This is a genomic window from Microscilla marina ATCC 23134, from assembly GCF_000169175.1.
Lineage (GTDB): Bacteria > Bacteroidota > Bacteroidia > Cytophagales > Microscillaceae > Microscilla > Microscilla marina.
This window is the reverse complement of the sequence record NZ_AAWS01000004.1, coordinates 1-19,297: the sequence shown is the minus strand read 5'-3', so window position 1 is coordinate 19,297 and position 19,297 is coordinate 1. Positions and strand designations below refer to the sequence as shown.

Below are 19,297 nucleotides of genomic sequence, written 5' to 3'. Positions count from 1 at the left end.
CTGGGGTGTTGGTGCATAATGCTAATGGGTATGACTTGTTTGACGAAGCTGCCAACCAACTAAACTCAATGGCAAATAGATTTAAATGGAGAGGTAAAAAACTCCAACAAGCAATAAATAACCTAAATAACGAAGAAATACCATTAACTCTTCGAACCTCTGTCGCTCAAAAAATAGTAGAAAACGATTTTATTGGTGTTAGCGGATACGATGATTTAATTTCTAAGTTGGCAATGAAAAAAAATATCCAAGCTGAGGTTATACCAGCATACCATTCTTTTGTTCAGGTTACGACGGATACAAAGCAATTTATAAACAAGGGAAAAACACTACAGTTTGAGGTCAATACCCCAGATGGTGACCTTGATTTTGTCATGAGAAACTTTGATAATTTGGGCACTGATCATGCTATTCAATATAAATCGTTTGGAGTACTAACTAATACTCTGAAAAAAGTAAAAAAAGCCATTGGCCAAGTAAAGGAAGCAACAAAGGTTGGAACTTATTACAGGGAGGTAAAGCTTGAGTTTAGAAATCACACCTTGAGTGATTTACAAAAACTGGATAGTTATGGTGATTCATATTATAAAAATATACAAGGGTTAAAAAACGATCCTGGATATTCGGGAGTGGTTATTAAAATAAGAACTAAAGATAGCATAACTTATGACATTGTTGAATAAAGACAACCCATACATTGATGATTATTATAGCTGGTCTTTTACTGTTGATAAACCTTTGAGCAAGCAACCAACAAGGAATAAAAAACACACTAAGGAAAATTTTATACTATTAGGAAAAGTAATTAAAATACTTAAAAATCATGAATTGGCTAATAGCATAAGATTGAGCAAACCCAAAGGTTTTAATGACGTTAAGGATTGGCAAAACTTTACTCAAAATTATTTGAAGCTTCATGAAAACCTTTATAAAGATATTTCAATAAAAATAACCTGTAATGGCTACATTTATGACAGTCAAAATAAGTCATTTCATTTTGATAATATTATTTCTATCATTTTAGAAAGCACCTTTAGTTTATCTTTTGACATAAATGTAAATCATCTAGCATTTTTACCCTGTAATCCTAAGACAGGAGCCAAACAGTATGATGTTTGGAAACATAATGCCTCTAGGTTGGCAAAAGCTTTACAAGAAATTGACAGTATAAAAAATGAACTTTCATGTATTAATGATATGGAGTTCTTTACCAAAAAAGCAAACTGTGTTCCCTCGAATATATTTTATTTGAGTAACATGCCTTACTATGCTTATGTAAAACACTTTGAGGATGATGCAGAACTTGATGAGGCTCCATTACATTTACTAAGTAGTCAAGATGTATGGTTGAGGCCACCATTCAACTGATATGATGAGCGATACTATAAAAAAAATGGAAAAGGGCATTTTATGCTATTTTATAACATTAGATTCTTCCTTTTCGCTGTATAAGTTTGATAGAACAGTTTTATACCTTTTTAAGTCTGACATATCACCAGGATTCTTTTTAACTCATTTTTTACAACACGAGTACTTGGAACAAGTTAACTCTAACGATCAAATGGCAGAGTATAAAGTTACAAGTGCAGGCAAAGAATTTGTGAAAAGTGAAATAGAGTTAGTCAATAAAGAGTTAATGCTTTTGGAAGAAGAACTTCAAGTCTTTAAGTTAAGCGACTGGGAGCTTCATATTCCGTTTTGTTCTTTTAAATACCAGCAAAACAGTGTTAAAATATTGATACTGCCTTTAAATGAGATTTGTTATCATCTGCTACTTACAGTATTCAATGAAGATAATAACGACTTTCAAGAGTTGAAATATGAAGATGTTAACTCTCAAAAAAACAAAATAGATTTGATTACGAAAATTAGTATGATAACTAATATTTCAAACAACGCTAGGTAAATACCCCACTAGTGCGCATTTTAATGCGTTCCTTTTTTCTACGAGCATTTAATAATGCGGTTATGAAGCAAACGAAATATTGATTGTTAGAAAGTGAAAGCCAAATCATTTGTCTATGGCTTTTTTAAGAATAAGTCTGCCTGGCTTTACATCTTTCAGCAAAGCAGTCAGATTATATAAAATGCATTCTCTGCGAGTGGGGAATGCATTTGTTTCTTTCAGCCCTCGCTGGTACAAGGAGGTGGCGACCGTACCAATGCGGGCGAAGAGTTGACATATTACACACCTCACGGCAAACGTACTTGTATACCGCTGATTTGTTTGATATACCATTTTTTCTTATCAATAAAGTTACAGGTGAAAAGTACCAGGCATAGCTCACTATTAAAGCTGGCCTACCCCTCCTGCACCATCATTGCCCCATTGATCTTGCGGACAATCTCCTGTACAATAAAATCGGCTGATTGTTGCACCTCCTGACCTTTAGAGTCTAAACTGTTCACGTTTTCAATATTGGCAATGCCATTAATCGCTCCCACATTAATATTGATATTGACCTGTTTGCTGCCTCCGCCTGTGATTTTGCTCATGCCACTGGCACTGGTGGTGCTTGCCCCACTGCTGCCTTCCGGGGTTGCCCTGGTGGTTTTACCAGATTGTTTAGTGGGGGCAATCAAGGTGTTGAAAGCCGCACCAGTCATCGTATCCACCGTTTTTTTCTTGCGGTCTTCGTTGAACTGGTCTATCTCATCCTGTAGTTTTTTAACCCGTTTTTTACGCTCTTTTTCTTCCTTTTCCTGTTGTTCTTCGGCAATAGTTTTAGGCTTTGGCTTTTTATCTTGCTGGATTTTATCCTTTTGTTTCTGACTCACGCTGTCTGCCTCTTTCGACATCACCCCAATCAGGCGCAGCCCTTGTTTGATCTTGTTGAACACCCAGCTAAACTTGTCAATCAACCAGTTGAACAAATCGCCTATGCCACCAAATACTTTGCCCACAGTGGTACCCAAACCTTCAAAGGCAACCCCTACCACTTTGAGCAAAATGCCCCCAATCCACAAAAAGAGCTTGCCCAAAGGAGTGAGCAGACGTAAAATCACCCGAAGCACTGGGCGCAAACCATTGATCACTGCCGTGACGCCCCTCATGACACTATCCAGCAAGCCCCCCACATCCACGTTTGCCCGAAAGGAATCGGCAAGCTGGTAGACAAAAGGCAGTACCATATTTACCACCCCGGTGATTGCCTTCCAGATGTGCCCAAAGTTGTCCATAATCGTATTTGCCACATTGAGCACCACCTCAATCAAGGGTGATAGTGCCCCAATCAGGTTGCCCGCAATGTTCCATACATCCTGGCTGACCATCAGCAGGTTGGTGCGCAACCCACCAAGCAGCTGTTGAATATGATCTTTCATGGGGGCAAAGGTAGTGACCAGGCGACCAATCAACCCTGAGATATTAGCAAGCATCGTGGCAATAAAAGGCGAGACAAAGCTGACTGCCTGGGCAATGCCCTGTACCACTTCTTTTACGCCAAGTGAAGCATTGCCAAAGTCGCCCAGACTACCTTGTGCCCCCAACAAATCGCGCTTGAACTGCCCAAAGGCTTTACGTAAAGGTGCAAAAGCATCGCTGAGGGTTTTGTAATACATTCCGAAGTTTTCGCCCAGGTTGCTCAGCACCCCTGTCATTGATTGGGTCATCCGGCGCAGGAAAGGGTCAAAGCGGTCGCCAATTTCAATCATCAAGCCGCTGAAAGCCGACTTTGCCTTGGTCACATCCCCCGCCAGGTTATCTTCCATGGTTTTGGCCATTTTTTTGGCAGTACCTTCAGAAGTTGCCAGAATCAGATTGTACGCCTTGAGTGCCTCCGCTCCTTTGAGTACAGTCTCTCCTCCATTTTTGAGGGCAGCCTGCAAACGTTTTTCCCCAATGAGTCGCTTCATCAGCGCTACCTGGGTGGCATTGGTGGCATCAATTTGTATTTTTTTTCGGGTGTCAAGTAAAGTTGAAAAGTTTTTAAGCGCGTTGGCGCCAAAAAGAGTAGATAAAGTCGCTTGCTTTTGCCTGTCAGTCATATTGGCGGTGACCCGTTCAAGCTCCTGGGTCATGCTGGCCAGCCCAATAAATTTACCTTTGGAGTCAAACATTTCAATGCCCAGTCCTTTCATTAATGTGCGCATTTGGCGGGTGGGTTTGGCAAGTCTGCTCAACCCTGAGGCAAGGGTAGTGGTTGCCATAGAACCTGTAAGCGTGCCATCTCCCAAAATGCCAATGGCCGCAGCTGACTCTTCCAGAGTAATGCCCAGCGGTTTAGCAGTAGACATCAGGTAAGTAAAACTTTCGGTCAGCCCCTCAATATCGGTGGCTGAAGAACTGGCCGTTTTCGCCAAAATATCCGCTACATAAGTAGCTTTGCCTGCCTCAAAACCAAAACCATTGACAATGCCTGAAGTAGTTTTGGCGGCTTTACCAAGACTTACCCCCGAAGCCGCCGCCAGGTCAAGCACTCCACCCAAGGCACTCGCCGAATCTTTGGCAGTAAAACCAGCCCTGGTCAGTTCCTCTAAACCTTCACCCGCTTCTTTGGCGCTAAACTTAGTGCTTTTACCCATTTCCATGGCTTTTTTGCGCATTATTTGCATATCAGCCCCGGCAGCTCCAGTCACTGCCTGCACCCGGCTCATCTGGGCATTGAAGCCCATACTCTCTTTGACTGCCACTCCAAAAGCAAGGGTAGCTGCCACGCCTATAGCAAGCATGGCTTTTTTGAGCCCTTTAAAGGCAGTGCTCACTCCCGAAGCCACTACCTGACGAAGTTTGCCCATTTTGCGGATGACCCTTGAGGTGGCATTGCCTACAGCAGCGACCGCCTGACTTGCCGCCGGGAAGCGTTGCTGAAACTTGCCCGCTGCCTTACTTGCCTGAGCTCCGAGCTGTTCTACCTTAGACCTGGTATTGCCAGCCAGCTTGTGTAGCTTTTCCACTTTGGAACTTGCCAGGTCCCGCATTTTGAGAGCAAACTCGTAGATTTTCATTGATGTAGCGCGTCTGTTTTTTGCTTGCTATATGCAGTTTTTGAATGGAACCACCTTTACACTTTTCATCATTATGCAACTATTCCGCAACCACATGAGCAAACTCCACTATTTGACGAACTTTTCTTGTGAGCTCACTCCTGTGTTCTGTTTTTTGCCCCCATGCTCACATTCAACACCCAAGTCATATTTACCCCTGCTGCTGGTGGCACGCAGTACCTGTTAGACAGCTTTACCTCGCTGGAAATCACCAGTTCGTGGAAAAACCTGGGTGATATGGCTGTGCTGAAGTTGGGCAGGTTACGGGGTCAGTTCAACAAGCAGCTCAAAGAAGGAGATGGAGTAGAAATCAAACTGGGCTATGACGGCGAACTGCATACCGAATTCAAAGGTTACATTGCCCGGCTGCTCCCCAACCAACCCTTCGAGATGCATTGCGTGGATGAGGTCTACCATTTGCAGCGCTCCAACCTCAACAAAACCTGGAAGCAAACCACTTTGAAGGAAGTAATTGAAGAAGCAATCAAGGGCTTTGAGGTGGAGTTTGTGAACCCCAAAGAGGTGCCTGAAGTAGCCCTTGCCCCCTTTCGGGTGGCCAATGCCAGCGCCGCCAAAGTGTTGCAAAAGCTCAAAGACAACTACGGGCTGGCGATGTACTTTCGGGGCAAGCAGTTGTACGTGGGCTTGCCTTATTCAGAGGATGTAGCGGCTACTACTGGGGTAGATGAAGCACCTGTGGTGTATGACTTACAGCGAAACGTACTTGCTACCGAGTTGGAATACCGCCGCAAGGAGGACATCAAGATCAGACTCAAGGCTACCTCTTACCTCAAAAACAACCAAAAGTTGGAAGTGTACGCAGGTAGCGAAGAAGGCGAGCTGAGAACCTGGATTTCGCCTGAGCCTATTGCAGACAAGGATACCTTGCAAAAAATTGCCAACGAGAAGGTCAAGCTGTACCGCTACGAGGGCTACAAGGGGGGAATCAAAACCCTGGGTATTCCACACGTGGTGCATTCGGCACGTTGCCAAATCCGGGATGCTGACTACCCCGAACGCGAAGGATTGTATTTTGTAGATGAAGTAAAAACCACGGTCAGCAAAACCGGGGGCTTCAAGCGAGCCGTCAAAATTGGAAGGAGGGCGCAGTAAACTAAACTATGGACGAACAGATCAACGCTTTTATTGCTTCTATCAGGCGGATTATGGAGGCTTTACCCACTGACAGCAAAAACATCCGGGGTACGGTGATAGAGGTAGACGAAGGTGCCCGCACTTGCGAAGTGCAGCCTTTGGGGGATGAGGCTCCCCTGCCCGATGTACGTCTGGTGGCAAGTATAAACAGTGAAGTGATTGGCGGGGTAGTTTTTATTCCCAAAATAGGCAGTGCGGTGATTGTATCGATGCTCGAAGCCTCGGAAAGTGAGGCTTATGTGACCAGTTTTGGGGAAGTAGAAAAGCTAATCATCCGGTTTAGCGAAGACAGCTTTGCCGAGTTGAGCGAAGCAGGTTTGAGCTACAAAAACGGTGAGTTGGAAGTAAACCTGAGCCAGGATGCCCACCAATTTAAAGTAGGTGATTTGACCCTGAAGCTGGCTGCCGATCAGCTTTCGCTCAATGGAGACAGTGCAGGTGGACTGATCAAAATCAAAGAGCTCAAAACCGAGTGGAACAAGAACAAGGCAATCCTGGATGGCTTGGTTCAAGTACTTTCGGGACCACCCATTCCAGAACCTGGCAATGGCAGCCCTTCGGCATTGCAAGCCTCCCTCAAGGGAGCTGTGGCGGGCAAACAGACCGGGGTATTAAAAGATTCGATCATCAACAAAAAAGTAATGCACGGCGATGGCGACAACTGACCCTAATAAGTGGCGCAAGGCGATAGATGTGCTGCTCTCGGAAGTGGATGGAGACCTCACGTTTGAAAACGGTGACTTTGCCCTGGGCGATGCCACCCTACAGCATCAGGCGCATAACCTGTTGGCAAACAAGGGCGATTTGCGGGCTGCGCCCCAAGCGGGTATTGGCTTGGACACTTTTCTAAATGATGAAAACCGTGATTTTAGTGAAATGCGGGCTGAGATTGAGCTCCAACTGGAACTGGACGGGCAAACTATAGAATCTGTACGCTTTGACATAGACGAGCAAATAGGAGGCGAGTTGGTACGAATTGAAGCGGGGTGGAGTAATTGAATGGTTGAATGGTTTCGCTTCGCTAATGGTTAAATGGTTAGCGCAAAGCGATGATATTGATAAATTGTAATGATTCAAACTTATACCACTTACGAGGGGCAAAATATCATAGACCTTGCTTTGCAACTCTATGGAAACCCCCAGGCATTTTTTGTGCTTTTGGACGATAACCCCACGCTTTCGCTGGATGAGGAGATTGCAGCGGGCACCAAGGTCAGGTATGACCCTGACAAGGTAGACATTCGTGACTACCCCTTGGTCAAATACTTTCAAAATAAGTTGCCCCAGGCGGTAATTGTAAAAACAGGAAATTAAGATAGCAAACGCATGGCAAGAACTCTTACTCAAATACGCAACGAACTTTTGGCGGCCAAGGCTGCCGAACCCAAGCTCGATGCCCTGGACTCTCCTTCTAACTTTGCGATCTGGCGACTCTGGCTCTATGTGGTGGCCATGGCAGTCTGGACGCTGGAGCAACTCTTTGATCGACACAAGGCAGAAGTAGAAGCCCGGCTCGCACAAAGCATATTTGGCTCAGCAGAGTGGTTTGTGCTACAGGCAACGAAATTTCAGTACGGCGATGATCTCATCAGGAATGCCAACGGAGCACTGGGTTATGCCCAGGTATCTCCCGAAAAACAAATCATCAGCCAAGCCGCCATTTCGGTGGCCAGCGGCAATGACAACGTTGCCACGCTCAAAGTAGCCAAAACAGTGGACGGACAGCCGGGGCAACTTTCGGCAGGCGAACTGGCAGCGGCCAGAGCCTACATTGACCGTCTCCAACCGCCAGGGGCTTATGTGGTGGTCAACAGCTTGCCCGGCGATACGATTAAAATTAGCCTGGAAGTATACTACAATCCCTTGCTGGAACCTGCTCCATTCAAAACAAGCATAGAAACCGCTATCAAACAGCACTTAGCCAACCTGCCCTTTGACGGTAAAATACTAAAATCTAAAATTGTAGATGCAGTTCAGGCAGTTGCCGGAGTAGAAGATGTCGTCATTACATTATTTGAAGCAAAGGCAAGTGGAGAAACTTACACTCCAGTAAACCGGGTGTATATACCCAAGTCCGGATACATCAAACTGGACAATGCACACCCACTCAAAGACCATCTCACCTTAAAAACTCCTTTATAAAATAAGTAAATAAAAGCATGACCATTGACTGGAACAAGTTTGTGCGCTGGCTAGTGCCTTCGTACCTCAAAAAGGAGCAAGCACGGCATTTGGCTTGGCTGCAAGTAATGCTTACCCCCATCAAAACCTTGTATGAGCAGTTTGTGGCGTTCAGAGTAGCTACCCAGCTGGAAATCGCCATCAGTAACCAAACGATGGTGCTCGAAGAAGAGCTCAACCGAAGGTTGGGGCTGAGTCAGGAGGTAGTGATCATCAACCAAACGTATCAGAGAAATCGCCGCTATATCTATTACCTCAGCGAAGCCTCCAGTTTGCAATATTATCGTTACTCGCTGAATGAAATTACCCAAAGAAACCTCCTTCCCAAGTTTAGCTACACTTTGGGCGAGTTTCAGGGGGAGTTCGATTTTGTAGTCCAAGCTCCGGCGCTAACGGCCGACCAACAGCTTCATGTAAGTGCTTTTATCGATAAATACAAGCTACCAGATAAGACCTACACAATTATTATCAAAGAGTAAGAGACACACTATGGCAAAAATATTAGACCTCATTACGGGCGGGCACCCCGACTCGCTGGACGATTTGCTCCATTTGCAGGAAGCTCAGCAAGAAGGGCAGGCAGCCATGTTTACTGCATTAGGGCTTGACTTGAGTAAGTCCTATATTTTGAAAGGCTGCGAAATCAGCGAAGATGACGCAGGGTTTGCTACCAATACCGCAGGCATGATGCTCCACAACAGTGAAGTGTTCGAAGTGCAAGAGCAAAGCATCCCGGATGCAGAAAATTACGGCTGGGCAATTGAGGAAACCAGTCGCCCAGGCAACCCAGTGATTTATGCCAACGGCAATGCACACGCTCCCCACAAGATTAGAAGACTTAAGTTGGTAAATCCTTCTTTGGATCAAGCCGAGGTGGTGCATCAAGAGTTGTGGCATACCAGGGTTGCCTTGGGCACTGAAGAAGGCATAGTGGCAGGTTTCGACCTGAAAAAGCCACTCGGTGACAGTCTCATATTCAATGCAGAGCGGACTGGCAACCAGAGCGACCAAACCGAAATTATCTGTCAAGGCAAAAAATGGCGCATCTCAGGGGATATTGTGATCAACTTCCCTCCGCCTTTTGGCGGCAACTATGAAGGAGATGTATTCCAGTTTTATTGCCAACCTAACAAGTGGCAAGATGCCTTGGAGTTTTTAGTAGTCCAGGGGCAAATACCTGCCAATGCCCTTCTTTTGGGCAAGGCAATCCTGTACGATATTGATGAGCAGATAGGAGCTAATGTAGAGCAATTGTATGCCGGGCATGAGGATTACGATTTAAGCATTCAAATTGAAATTTACAAAACTGGGGGAAAGTTAATCAAATACTTCCCAACTCATGAATACCTTGATAAAACCAATTATGAAGCTTGGGTTAAGATTGGGCTACCAATTAAGCAAGAAATTGACGCCAAGCTGAAGCAGCCACTTTGCATAGAAGTGGAACTTATAGAAAACCGCTATCCATTTAGAGTAAGTTTATTTGGTTACTTGTCACTCGTTTCCTTACCCGAATATTCAAAGCTTCTAACAGGGTTTGCACAAAGCAATTTTGCTCCGCAATCTACCAAAAGAATTAAAACGATTATTTACCGTTCTGATGACCGCATCAGCACTTTTCAGCCAGTAAGCCATGTAATGGCGGATATGTCACCCACAGAGTTAAATCTAATAAATGCCCTTGATATAGACAATCAGGAAGGCAGCGACACTATGCACTTTTTAGGCATTTTTGCCAGTTACTTTATTTAATTAAATCACCATGAAAAAACAAGATCAACCCCCGTTGCCTACTTTGTACTGCACGGTAGGATTGCCCTTTTCGGGGAAAAAATCCTGGGCTACTTGCCAGGGGCTACCTGTGGTATCTCTTGCCGCCAATGAAGCAATAATTGATGGTGGCGGCAAAGCCACTCAGAAAACCAAAACTACCACTGATCCACTGGCTTTTACCCGCCAACTCATCGAATGCTTGTTTGCCGCAGGCAATCAGGTAGTGATTTTACTGGCCGAAAACCTCAGCGAAAAAGAGCGACAACACTGGAAAAACCCTGACGCCTGGCAAACCGTATTCAGGGAGTTTCAAATCAGCGAGAAAGAAGTACTTCGTAAGGCAGTCGCAGCGGGGGTGGGCAAGCAGCAGATACAAACTACGCAGGAGAAAGCTAAAAAGTATGAAATGTTAAATCAGTAAGTAAGCCAATCAACTACCAACCAAACAATGGAAAACCTGTAAATTAGATTTGTTAGTGGGCAAAAAACCAAAGAGTACATCCAAGACTTAATTGATTATTATTTTGTGTTTTTGCAACAAGAGAAGGCAAGTCCGACAACTGAGACATCAGACAGGTTACTGGTATAGTGTGTAATATTTGCTGTAAAGGGGCTTAATGGAGTGATTAAGGGTGATAAAAATGAGGCGGCTTATTTTTCAAAAGATGCGGGTGTGGTGGGATTCAGGTTGAAGCCCTGGCAGTTAATTGCTCTAATGGGCTGGCATAAACAAAAACCTGACAGAAAAATATACCTCTATCTCCCTGCCAGGATATCTAAAACCTGAGGCATTAGATATAGTAATTTCAGTAGCAAAAGTAAGACTTTGATCTATTCTATGCTAGAATAAATATCATATTTTAATATCATTAACAAAATACGTATGAGTTTACAAATTGATGTGGATCAACTGAGGGGTGGAGTAAGTGATACCAAAGCCACCGAATTTGGGTTGTGAAAACTCGAAATCTATGACTTTGGGGATAGCCAACTCATCATAAGGTTTGGCATCAGGGATAATTCTTCGGTACAGGCAAACATTGATCATACCGCAAAAACCTTTGTTTTACGTGACTCTTATGGGCTTAGCTCCCAAGGAGTGCTTGCAGTTGCCTATAACTAAATAACTTTACCCCCGAAAAGTCATTATCTCTTAAGCTCCCCCCTTCCTTAATCAAAAAGAAGAGGGTTGTTTTTTGTACTATTCAGAGTCAGCTAAACTTTTCAAACCCTTCACCAGTGTAATCCTCAGCGTAGTATCACTAATGTGTTTCACTACATACCTGTCCTGACAAAAGTCGTACACTTTATATTTTTTCTGTAGAATATCGGCATACTTTACTCCCTTTATCAAATCAGGCAACACCTCTTCATACCACCTTAATTTCCGATAAGGGTCGTCGGTTCGGTCGCGTCCCTGGTAGTACCTGTCAAAACACTCCGGTGGAATATAATAGCCATTTTTACTGGTTTTCTTTGCGCCTGCCTTAACAGGTGTACCAGTTACACCAGTTGCTTTCCTGGTTTTTGATTTAGGGTGTTTAGACACCGTTTTAACGGGTACAACACCAGTGAGCATGTGGGTCCCGTTTAAACTGTTTTGACTGGTGTAACTGCCATCACTGTTATCCTCTTTTTTAGGTGTTTTGACGGTGCCCATACCCTCGTTGATGGGTGTTTTAACACTGTTTTGACTGGTATGACTGCCATGACTGTTTTTACCTGTTTTGATAGTGTTCACGTCTTTGTTTACAGGTGTTTTAATACCGTTTAAACTGTTTTGGCTGGTACAACTGTTATCCTCTGTTTCAGGTGGTTTAACTGTTGCATCAGGTGTGACTGATACAACACCATCTTCACTGTCAACCGGGGCGTTATCTGCCTTAGGTGTTTTAACTGCCTCAACTGTTGCATCACTGTTGATGTCACTTGCCGTTGTTTTAATGCTTGAATGACTGGGGTGGTTATCAGGTAATGTAACACCGCCAGTAGGGTATAAACCAGCCTTGCTTCCTGCATTTGCCACCTGAAGTATGCCAGCCACAATTGCCTCGGTAATTTGTTTCGGAGAAGGTTTGCTGCCTGGGTCATCACTTGTACTTTCCTTAGAATTCAAAATATCATATTCGTTCCCTTCTTCCTGTACCCGTTTCATAAAAACACTATGAAAGTAATAGGCGTAAATCGTGAGTAGTTCCATTAGCAGCACCAGCGAAAAACCAATGCCCATGCCCATTGTCCGGTAATGATCATTGGTGCTGGTTGCTGCCTCATATTTAGTTTTTACCTGAGTGATTTCATCCAGCTGTTTTTTCTCCAGCGCCACTTTTTCTGCTTTGCCCGCCTCCAGGTTTTCCTGCTCTTTTACTGTCAGCCCCCAACGCCTGAGTTGGGCATTTACCGACAGGTTTTCGAGCCCGGCAATGGTATTACTAAGCTGAGTCAGGCGAGGTTGGTTTTTCTTTTTGATCTGCTGCACTTTTTGGGTCTCAGCAGCGGCAATAGCCTTGGACTGGTCAATCTGTGAATCTCCAATCAAAGCTCCACCTACCGCACTCACTACAAGTGATGAAATCACAAATAAACTCAGATACCCCCATTGTATTAGTGGTACTTCATTTCCATTTGCCCGCTTGTAAAACACATCGGTTGCCTTCTCTTTCTTGCCCCATTCCAAAGCTCCAAAAATTATGATAAGGCATACCAATGTGAGGAGTAGCAACAGGGTAGTAATAACCCCCAACGATTTAAAATCCAGATGGCGGGTAGCAAGTAAAACAGCTGTAATAAGGGCAAGCACAACCGAAACCGGGTGATAAAACAAGCGAAAGCTTTTGCCTAGTTTATACCACACCACTCGCCGTTCCAGGTACGACTTGCCTGTCATGTAGGCGTCTGCCTTCTGGTAATACTCCTTATACTGAGAGCTTTTATGTTTCTCATCATAAGGATTCTTAGTATTTAACTCAGAAGTTGAATTGGCTTTTTTGATTTTTTGTAAAAAAGTATTTTTATTCATAGTTAGTCAGGTATTGATTTACCCGCAAATGCAGGCAAGAATTTGAAGAAACATCACTTAGTTATGTGTCAATAATTTAAAAATAGTCATTTAAAGACTATTTGCAAATAAAACGACTACTTATCACATAAAAAAGCATCAATTACTGATGTATAGAAAATAAAAACCGGGTATTTTAGCAAAATGGAAAAAAAGGAACTACTGAAAATAGTCAAACAACTGCGCAAAAGTCATGGGTTTACCCAACAACAAATGGCGACTAAGCTGGGTTGGGGCAAACAGTCTTATGAGAGACTGGAAAATGGCCGTACTCAGGCATTCGACCTCGATGAGATTACCAGCATTGCTCAAATATTTCAATTAACCGCGACAGAAATGATGGAGTACCATGCCCCTCATGGACAGGTAAAAACTTTATTAAAGGAGGGGATTGCTCTTTTCCGGGAGAGCAGCCAGCTTTTTCAGGAAGCACAGCAGAAAATTGATGAGGCAGAAAGATTGTTGAATAATCTGGAAACAAAGGAAGCATAAAAATATCCGAGAGTATATATAAGAGGAGAAGTTTCATAAAAAAACCTTCTCCGATCGAAGCAGAGAAGGTTTTACACTTACTTTAACTAAAACTATTCATCCAAAATTTAGCCTTTAATTTGAGTGCCAGAATTTTCATTGGCTCTTTTGACTGCGTCCAGTTCTGATTTCAAATAAGTATTTTCCTGAAACAACGTATCAATAAGCGTTTGTTGTGTCAATACCTGCTCTCTTAGATTTTTTACCAGCCCACTTTGATTACTCCTGCTCCCATCCATGCTCAGGAGGGGAGTTCCCTGACCTGTGAGTAACCAGTTGCCATTCACATTCGGAAACCGATCTAAAAACTTAATAAAAAAAATAAGCGAAGGCTTGATAGCGCTTTTTTCTCTGATGTATTGATAAACGCTTGTGATGGGTACATCTATTTCTTCAGCAAATGTTTTTCTGTTATACCCTAAGTCTTGTATAATTTTAAGTAACCTTTCTTTAAAACCTATATCTATTCCCATTTGTAATGTTTAATGTTGGTAATTGTTATATATTTTATTTTAGTGCAAATATAGCAATTCCATTTACTTCCACAAAATATCATATATGAGAAAATAGCAATAGAAGCCTTGTTTCAAAATGAGCGAATTTTTAGTCTGATTGCCTACAACAAACCCATACAATTTACCAAACAGGCAACCAGAGAGTTGTTGTACCTCTTTTGCTTATATCTGCACAGAAGTGCAGCTGATTACTGTCAGAGCAAACAAAGAGGTTCAGACTTATAATTCTGCCATCTTCCCAAAAAAAAAAAGCATAAAAGTGCCCTGAATGTTTTTTTGGAAACATTTTGAATTAAGCTAAGGAATAAGAAAGTGGGGTTTCTTTGAGAAAGAATTTGATGTCAAGCAAGCTAACTGACAACAAATTGGAGTGAATATATATAAAGAATTATTGAAAATAGGTGGAGCTAACGCTCGTAGAGCATAAGGAAAATTACACAAAAACATTAATTGTTGTATAACTCCCCAAATGAAAGAACCCAAACATCCTGCAATAATATGAACTTAACCTTACATTCCAAAATTTAATCGCATTTTTTATTACTATCATTTTTGATAAAAATTAATTTTCAAAAAATTTATTAAATATTTTAAACAATGTTTGTAAGTAAAAATCTTGTTTTTAATATTTGCATCTCGTTAAGGAAAAGACCTTAATGTATTGCGTGAAAAAACGCCTGCAAAAAAATAATAGGAGTTAATTGTAAAAATACTATAAAGTAGAATTCAGGCTGGCTCAGGTAGTAAACTGTTGAGTCAGTTCTGTCTTTTTACCCACAAGCAACTTACTTAATAACAAATAACAAATAAATAAACAGATCAAATTATGAATGAATTCAACAAACGCACAAGGAAGCGTATAGCAAGAAAAGTGACCATACTGCAAAAAATTTATGAAAGTAATATTGACAACTTTACTGCCAGTGATCTTCGCAACTTAAATGCCTGGTTACTCTATAATGTGTGGCAGGAACCAGACTCCTTACCTGTTCAAGTGATCACTTTTGGAAACGAACAGATCAGACTTTTTAAATTCCCGGCAAGTTTTGCTCATCAAATAGAAACCCGGATAATTTCTTACTTCAAACAAAAAGATAAATGTAGTCAGGTGTCTGCTTAGGCAACCCGGCAAAACCAATTTTAGAACTCGATAGATACCTCAAGCCAGTAGTTCAATAAATTGTTTATCCAAAGTAAGATTAAATGAATAAGCCAAAGAAGCGCCCGCAAAAGAGTGCTCCTAAGAGCACTACTGTGCTTCAAAAGATTTTTGAAAGTAATATCAAAGATTTCACTATTACTGACCTTAAGCACTTAAATGGTAGTTTGTTCTACCGTGACTTCAAAGAAAGATATCCTCAGGCAGAGGATTTACCTATCCAAACCATTGTTTTTGAAGGAAAACGGCTCACTCTTTTTGAGTTTCCCGAAAGTTTCGAAGGAAAGATCAGATCAAAAATATTCTTTCATTTTAAACGTAAAGCAGAAAACTTTCGTCGTGAACGAGCTTGCCAAAAAAATGAAGGAAAATCAGAAGAAGATGACGAAAGCTTTTTTCAGGGATAATTTAATTTATAAATGCCTGAAAAAAGAGCTTAAGAAAGGAAGCACTGTTTCAACCCGGTGCGACCTTTTCTTTCCAGATATCTGAACTGTTCACTGTATCTAAGACGAAGGGAGACCTAAGACTTGTTATCACGGCTGGATTGCTCATAAGACGTATTACTATGCCCAAAATTCCTGGGCAAAAAAAATCACTTGTAACTATATGAACCTTGTTTTATGCTCGCTCCATAAAGCAAAGGTTTTATCGGTATGCGGACACCACCGACTATTGCTTTGTAACACAGAGAACAGTAATAGTACGGTTATCGGTGTTCTGCGTAACCGGGAAAAATTAAGTAACCAACTAAAAATATTTATCATGAGCTGGGAAATTACCTGGGAAGATCGACGTAAAGCCAAAGCACTTGCCCAAATCCGTCAAAAGAGGTTACGAGGCAAAATCAAGGTACAGGTAGACCATAATACCTGGATATATGTACCAAAGAAAATTGCCCGCAGCAAACGTAAGTTACGGGCGTTTTTATCTTGCCGGGATCGTAAACTATTGGAAAAAAAAGCCTTGGAAACCCAGGTAAAAGCAGACAGGCGGCAACGTAGCAAGGCCTCAGCAATGAAGACGAAAAAGCAGCGAAAGCTGTCTTGCACAAATACTAAAACAAATAAAAATTAATTTATCAAACTAAATAACAATGCCTTACAAAAAAAATTTAACTCTTGATTTTCACGCGCTTATTCAAAACAACATAGACCTTAAGCTCTCTGAGCATGTGGTTCTGACCTGGGCTTATGAAGCTGCCTGGGATGGCACTCTTGAACCTCTTGAGGATGATGGCATCAGGTATTATTGTTTTACTCCAAAAGGATTTCGGGATGGCCTGCCTACCCTCAAAATTAAGACTGATAGAGGAATCCGGAAAATCATCGAAAAACTGGTAAAGCAAGACCTGCTTGTTCCCCACTACAATCGGCAGGGGATAGGTGCTTATTATGCTTTTTCTCCTATCACCCAAAAACTATTCAAAGGCTCCTGATGTACTGTCTCAATTTACCTTAAATAATTAGCAATGAAAAATCAAAAACAAACAGATAATACCTATAAAAAACGAATCAACCTCGATTTTGAGGCAGTTATCCGGCAAGGCATCAGTCTTAAACTGGACGAGCAGACGATTCTTGGCTGGGCATACGACTTTGCCAAAAGTGGTAAAAATAAGTCTTTCGAGGAAGATGGTACCATGTATTACTGGCTTAGACCAGAAAAATGCCGGAATGACTTGCCTACACTGGAAATCGCAAGTAAACGGGGCATGCAGAAGAAGTTTGAAAAACTGGTAAAAAAAGGGCTTCTGATCCCTCACCGTAACCGAAGTAAAGTAGGGGCTTACTATGCATTTTCTCCTGTCGCAAAAAAACTGTTTGACAATACCTGTATTTTGGCAGCCTCTGACTTGCCCAACCTTAAAAAACGAAAGGAACAACTAATCACCCTATTAGTGGAAGTCAGTCAGGGGCAAACCATTGATCACGCCACAAGTGATCAGTTGTTCACCCTTATAGTGCAAAACCTTCTGGAGGGGCGACCAATAGTTCACCAGGATTATGCTTCACTGTTCACCCCGGATGTGAACGGTGATTCACCCAATAATATAGTTAATAATAATATAGTTAATGATAATAAAATTAAAACCTATACTCTCTCTAAAGAAAAAGAAGAAAAAGAAATTTTTGAAAGTAAAGAACAAATATTCACTGCTGTGCAAAAAGAAGAGAGGGAGGAAAATGTTTTGTTAAAAAAAGAACATACTCAGGCAGGAGGTAATGACCATGAAAAACTGAACAAGGATTTAGCTGCTCTGGAAAAAAACGTAAAGGCAATGGAAGCCAGAGAGCTGGAGCGGCAAAAGGAGGCCAGCGCAAATACTCAGGTGCTCCTGAGCAAAGTGGCAGCTATGGAAAAAAGAATGGCAACCCTGGAAGCCAGGGAACTGGAACGGCAAAAAGAAACCGCTAAAACCAATGAGTCGCTCCTGAAAAGGTTAAGTGTCCTGGAAAAAAAAGCATTGGCTACGCCCGTAAAAGAAGAGGTTTATTCAGAAAAAAAATCAACTCAGGTAAGCGAAAAGAATCAGTCTGTTGCCACAGAAATGACCGAAAACAAACCCGCACCATCTGGTCAGCAGGAATCAAAACACCTGGTAAATCCGGTACCTTCCAAAGAAGAAGTCATTCAAATATTTACTGAGGAAGGCAGCACTGTGACAATGGCGGAAAAATATTTCAGTGATAACCTGTCGCTTATTCAGGAAGGTTTGATTAGTGAAGCCACGGTTCGCCGTAATGCCCTGTCAGCTGCTCCAGCAGACACAACGCAAGCGTCTCCGGATCAGGCAGAGCAAAAACCAGAAAATACTGCGGCAAAAGATACTGCCAGACAGCACGAGACCTATCATCTGGCACAAGAAACCTACGAAGCCTTTAACATTTTGCCTTCCAAAAAGGAGTTGGAAAACCTTATGCAGCAAATTTCAAACATTCAACAGGAGCGTGACCTGAGCATTCAACAAATGCGGCAAAACCTGCAAATGTATCAACGCTTTATTCAAACCCACGGGGTCACTACCAACTACAGCCTCAAAAACTGGCTCACAATTGAAGGAAATGGCTATGGCAGAGACTGGTCGAAAGACCTCGATAGAGTTCAAAAAAAACAAGACTATCAACGAAAGAAGGAAATGGGGCAAATAATGTATACCTCCTACCAACAGGACTTTGAGCCCGCCACCAGACCAGACTGGTATTAGCATAAAACTCAAAAAATAATCACTCAAAAACTGATCAAAACCCATGGCCAAAAAAACAATGGTAGTACAAGGACAGGTTCCTCCTCAAGCAATCGATATAGAAGAAGCGGTACTCGGAGCGATACTCATTGAACAACCTGCCTTCATGCAGGTCATTGACTTGCTGCAACCCGATTACTTTTACAAGCCTGCCCACAAGGAGGTTTATCAGGCAATACTGGAGCTGTTTGCTCAAGCCAATCCAGTAGATATGCTCACGGTAACTCAGCAACTAAGGCAAACAGGTAAACTTGAAATGGCAGGAGGTCCCACTTTTGTCATGAAGCTGACCTCCATGGTGAATTCCTCCGCCAATATTGAGTACCATGCCCACATTCTGGTAGAACAGGCAATAAAGCGGCGGCTGATCGAGATAAGCTCCAAAATCCGTAAAGCGGCCTTTAACCACACCAGCGATGCATTCGAGGTCATAGATGACCTGGCAAATGATGTATTTCAGCTAAGCGAGACAGGAATAAAGAAGCAGTTCAGCCGGGCATCAAAAATAGTCTCTGAAAACATACTCACGCTTGATGAGGATGTAGCAAACCCGCAAAGAATCCAGAAAACAAATACCATCAGGTTTGTATAGCCTGGATAAGCATATTGGAGGTTTGATAAGCACGCTGACCGTTTCGCAGCCGACCCGCGATGGTAAACGCTTTGCCTGATCTTGCCTCATGCCGCAGAGT

At 42.5% G+C, this 19,297-nt stretch carries 22 protein-coding genes; 18 read left to right on the top strand and 4 right to left on the bottom strand.

Translation table 11 applies throughout. The annotated features are described in order from the left end of the window. The first annotated feature begins 68 nt into the window (after positions 1-68). From M23134_RS42010 to M23134_RS04015, 3 genes are read left to right on the top strand one after another with little or no spacing between them, the layout of a single operon-like run. On the top strand, positions 69-683 hold the full coding sequence (locus M23134_RS42010; protein ID WP_232296777.1) for a hypothetical protein: 615 nt from the start codon (positions 69-71) through the stop codon (positions 681-683). Further along, positions 667-1,368: a hypothetical protein gene (locus M23134_RS04020; protein ID WP_002694096.1), complete on the top strand. Its 702-nt coding sequence runs from the start codon at positions 667-669 to the stop codon at positions 1,366-1,368. Before M23134_RS42010 ends, M23134_RS04020 begins: the two co-directional genes overlap by 17 nt. A gap of 1 nt (position 1,369) precedes the next feature. After that, entirely contained in the window at positions 1,370-1,906 is a 537-nt protein-coding gene (locus tag M23134_RS04015) for a hypothetical protein (protein WP_002694095.1), read from the top strand. Between the two features lie 105 nt (positions 1,907-2,011). On the opposite strand, the gene M23134_RS04010 is transcribed toward M23134_RS04015, so the two are convergent. Together M23134_RS04010 and M23134_RS37500 are read right to left on the bottom strand one after the other, a co-directional pair. After that, positions 2,012-2,239 carry a hypothetical protein gene (locus tag M23134_RS04010; protein ID WP_045112975.1) on the bottom strand — a complete coding sequence of 76 codons (228 nt, stop codon included), beginning with the start codon at positions 2,237-2,239 and terminating at the stop codon, positions 2,012-2,014. 62 nt (positions 2,240-2,301) lie between these two features. Beyond that, positions 2,302-4,947 (bottom strand): phage tail tape measure protein, encoded by a 2,646-nt coding sequence (locus M23134_RS37500; protein ID WP_053337237.1) that lies wholly within the window; start codon positions 4,945-4,947, stop codon positions 2,302-2,304. 162 nt (positions 4,948-5,109) lie between these two features. Between M23134_RS37500 and M23134_RS04000 the strand changes: the two genes are divergently transcribed. From M23134_RS04000 to M23134_RS03965, 8 genes are all read left to right on the top strand, one after another. Continuing rightward, positions 5,110-6,099 carry a hypothetical protein gene (locus M23134_RS04000; protein WP_002694092.1) on the top strand — a complete coding sequence of 330 codons (990 nt, stop codon included), beginning with the start codon at positions 5,110-5,112 and terminating at the stop codon, positions 6,097-6,099. Positions 6,100-6,107: 8 nt separating this feature from the next. Then, entirely contained in the window at positions 6,108-6,806 is a 699-nt protein-coding gene (locus tag M23134_RS37495) for a hypothetical protein (RefSeq protein ID WP_002694091.1), read from the top strand. Beyond that, a complete protein-coding gene (locus M23134_RS03990) occupies positions 6,793-7,140 on the top strand; it encodes a hypothetical protein (protein ID WP_002694090.1) in 348 nt (115 codons plus the stop codon). Before M23134_RS37495 ends, M23134_RS03990 begins: the two co-directional genes overlap by 14 nt. A 69-nt stretch (positions 7,141-7,209) precedes the next feature. Then, entirely contained in the window at positions 7,210-7,455 is a 246-nt protein-coding gene (locus M23134_RS03985; protein ID WP_002694089.1) for a hypothetical protein, read from the top strand. Between the two features lie 12 nt (positions 7,456-7,467). Next, positions 7,468-8,283, top strand: a complete 816-nt coding sequence (locus M23134_RS03980; protein WP_002694088.1) for a baseplate J/gp47 family protein — start codon at positions 7,468-7,470, stop codon at positions 8,281-8,283. Positions 8,284-8,300: 17 nt separating this feature from the next. Continuing rightward, a complete protein-coding gene (locus tag M23134_RS03975; protein WP_002694087.1) occupies positions 8,301-8,801 on the top strand; it encodes a hypothetical protein in 501 nt (166 codons plus the stop codon). Positions 8,802-8,811: 10 nt separating this feature from the next. After that, positions 8,812-10,074 carry a hypothetical protein gene (locus M23134_RS03970; protein ID WP_002694086.1) on the top strand — a complete coding sequence of 421 codons (1,263 nt, stop codon included), beginning with the start codon at positions 8,812-8,814 and terminating at the stop codon, positions 10,072-10,074. Between the two features lie 10 nt (positions 10,075-10,084). Next, positions 10,085-10,516, top strand: coding sequence for a hypothetical protein (locus tag M23134_RS03965; RefSeq protein WP_002694085.1), 432 nt, complete (start codon positions 10,085-10,087; stop codon positions 10,514-10,516). A gap of 780 nt (positions 10,517-11,296) precedes the next feature. Here M23134_RS03965 and M23134_RS03960 read toward each other — a convergent pair. Then, positions 11,297-13,114, bottom strand: coding sequence for a hypothetical protein (locus M23134_RS03960; protein WP_002694083.1), 1,818 nt, complete (start codon positions 13,112-13,114; stop codon positions 11,297-11,299). Between the two features lie 183 nt (positions 13,115-13,297). Between M23134_RS03960 and M23134_RS03955 the strand changes: the two genes are divergently transcribed. Next, positions 13,298-13,645 carry a helix-turn-helix domain-containing protein gene (locus tag M23134_RS03955; protein WP_002694082.1) on the top strand — a complete coding sequence of 116 codons (348 nt, stop codon included), beginning with the start codon at positions 13,298-13,300 and terminating at the stop codon, positions 13,643-13,645. A 107-nt stretch (positions 13,646-13,752) separates the two neighbouring features. Here M23134_RS03955 and M23134_RS03950 read toward each other — a convergent pair whose 3' ends face one another. Continuing rightward, positions 13,753-14,157, bottom strand: coding sequence for a helix-turn-helix domain-containing protein (locus tag M23134_RS03950; RefSeq protein ID WP_002694081.1), 405 nt, complete (start codon positions 14,155-14,157; stop codon positions 13,753-13,755). 868 nt (positions 14,158-15,025) lie between these two features. On the opposite strand from M23134_RS03950, the gene M23134_RS03945 reads away from it, so the two are divergent. The 6 genes from M23134_RS03945 (at position 15,026) to M23134_RS03920 (ending at position 19,197) form a co-directional block, all read left to right on the top strand. Next, the gene (locus M23134_RS03945) at positions 15,026-15,319 is read left to right on the top strand and encodes a hypothetical protein (protein ID WP_045112974.1); all 294 of its coding nucleotides are present in this window, start codon (positions 15,026-15,028) and stop codon (positions 15,317-15,319) included. A gap of 83 nt (positions 15,320-15,402) precedes the next feature. Next, on the top strand, positions 15,403-15,765 hold the full coding sequence (locus tag M23134_RS03940) for a hypothetical protein (RefSeq protein ID WP_002694079.1): 363 nt from the start codon (positions 15,403-15,405) through the stop codon (positions 15,763-15,765). Between the two features lie 358 nt (positions 15,766-16,123). Beyond that, positions 16,124-16,435 (top strand): hypothetical protein, encoded by a 312-nt coding sequence (locus tag M23134_RS03935; RefSeq protein ID WP_002694078.1) that lies wholly within the window; start codon positions 16,124-16,126, stop codon positions 16,433-16,435. Positions 16,436-16,454: 19 nt separating this feature from the next. Continuing rightward, complete coding sequence (locus tag M23134_RS03930) at positions 16,455-16,796, top strand: hypothetical protein (RefSeq protein WP_002694077.1); 342 nt, start codon at positions 16,455-16,457, stop codon at positions 16,794-16,796. 33 nt (positions 16,797-16,829) lie between these two features. After that, on the top strand, positions 16,830-18,566 hold the full coding sequence (locus M23134_RS03925; RefSeq protein WP_002694076.1) for a hypothetical protein: 1,737 nt from the start codon (positions 16,830-16,832) through the stop codon (positions 18,564-18,566). A 43-nt stretch (positions 18,567-18,609) separates the two neighbouring features. Next, positions 18,610-19,197: a replicative DNA helicase gene (locus M23134_RS03920; RefSeq protein ID WP_002694075.1), complete on the top strand. Its 588-nt coding sequence runs from the start codon at positions 18,610-18,612 to the stop codon at positions 19,195-19,197. Positions 19,198-19,297: the final 100 nt, after the last annotated feature.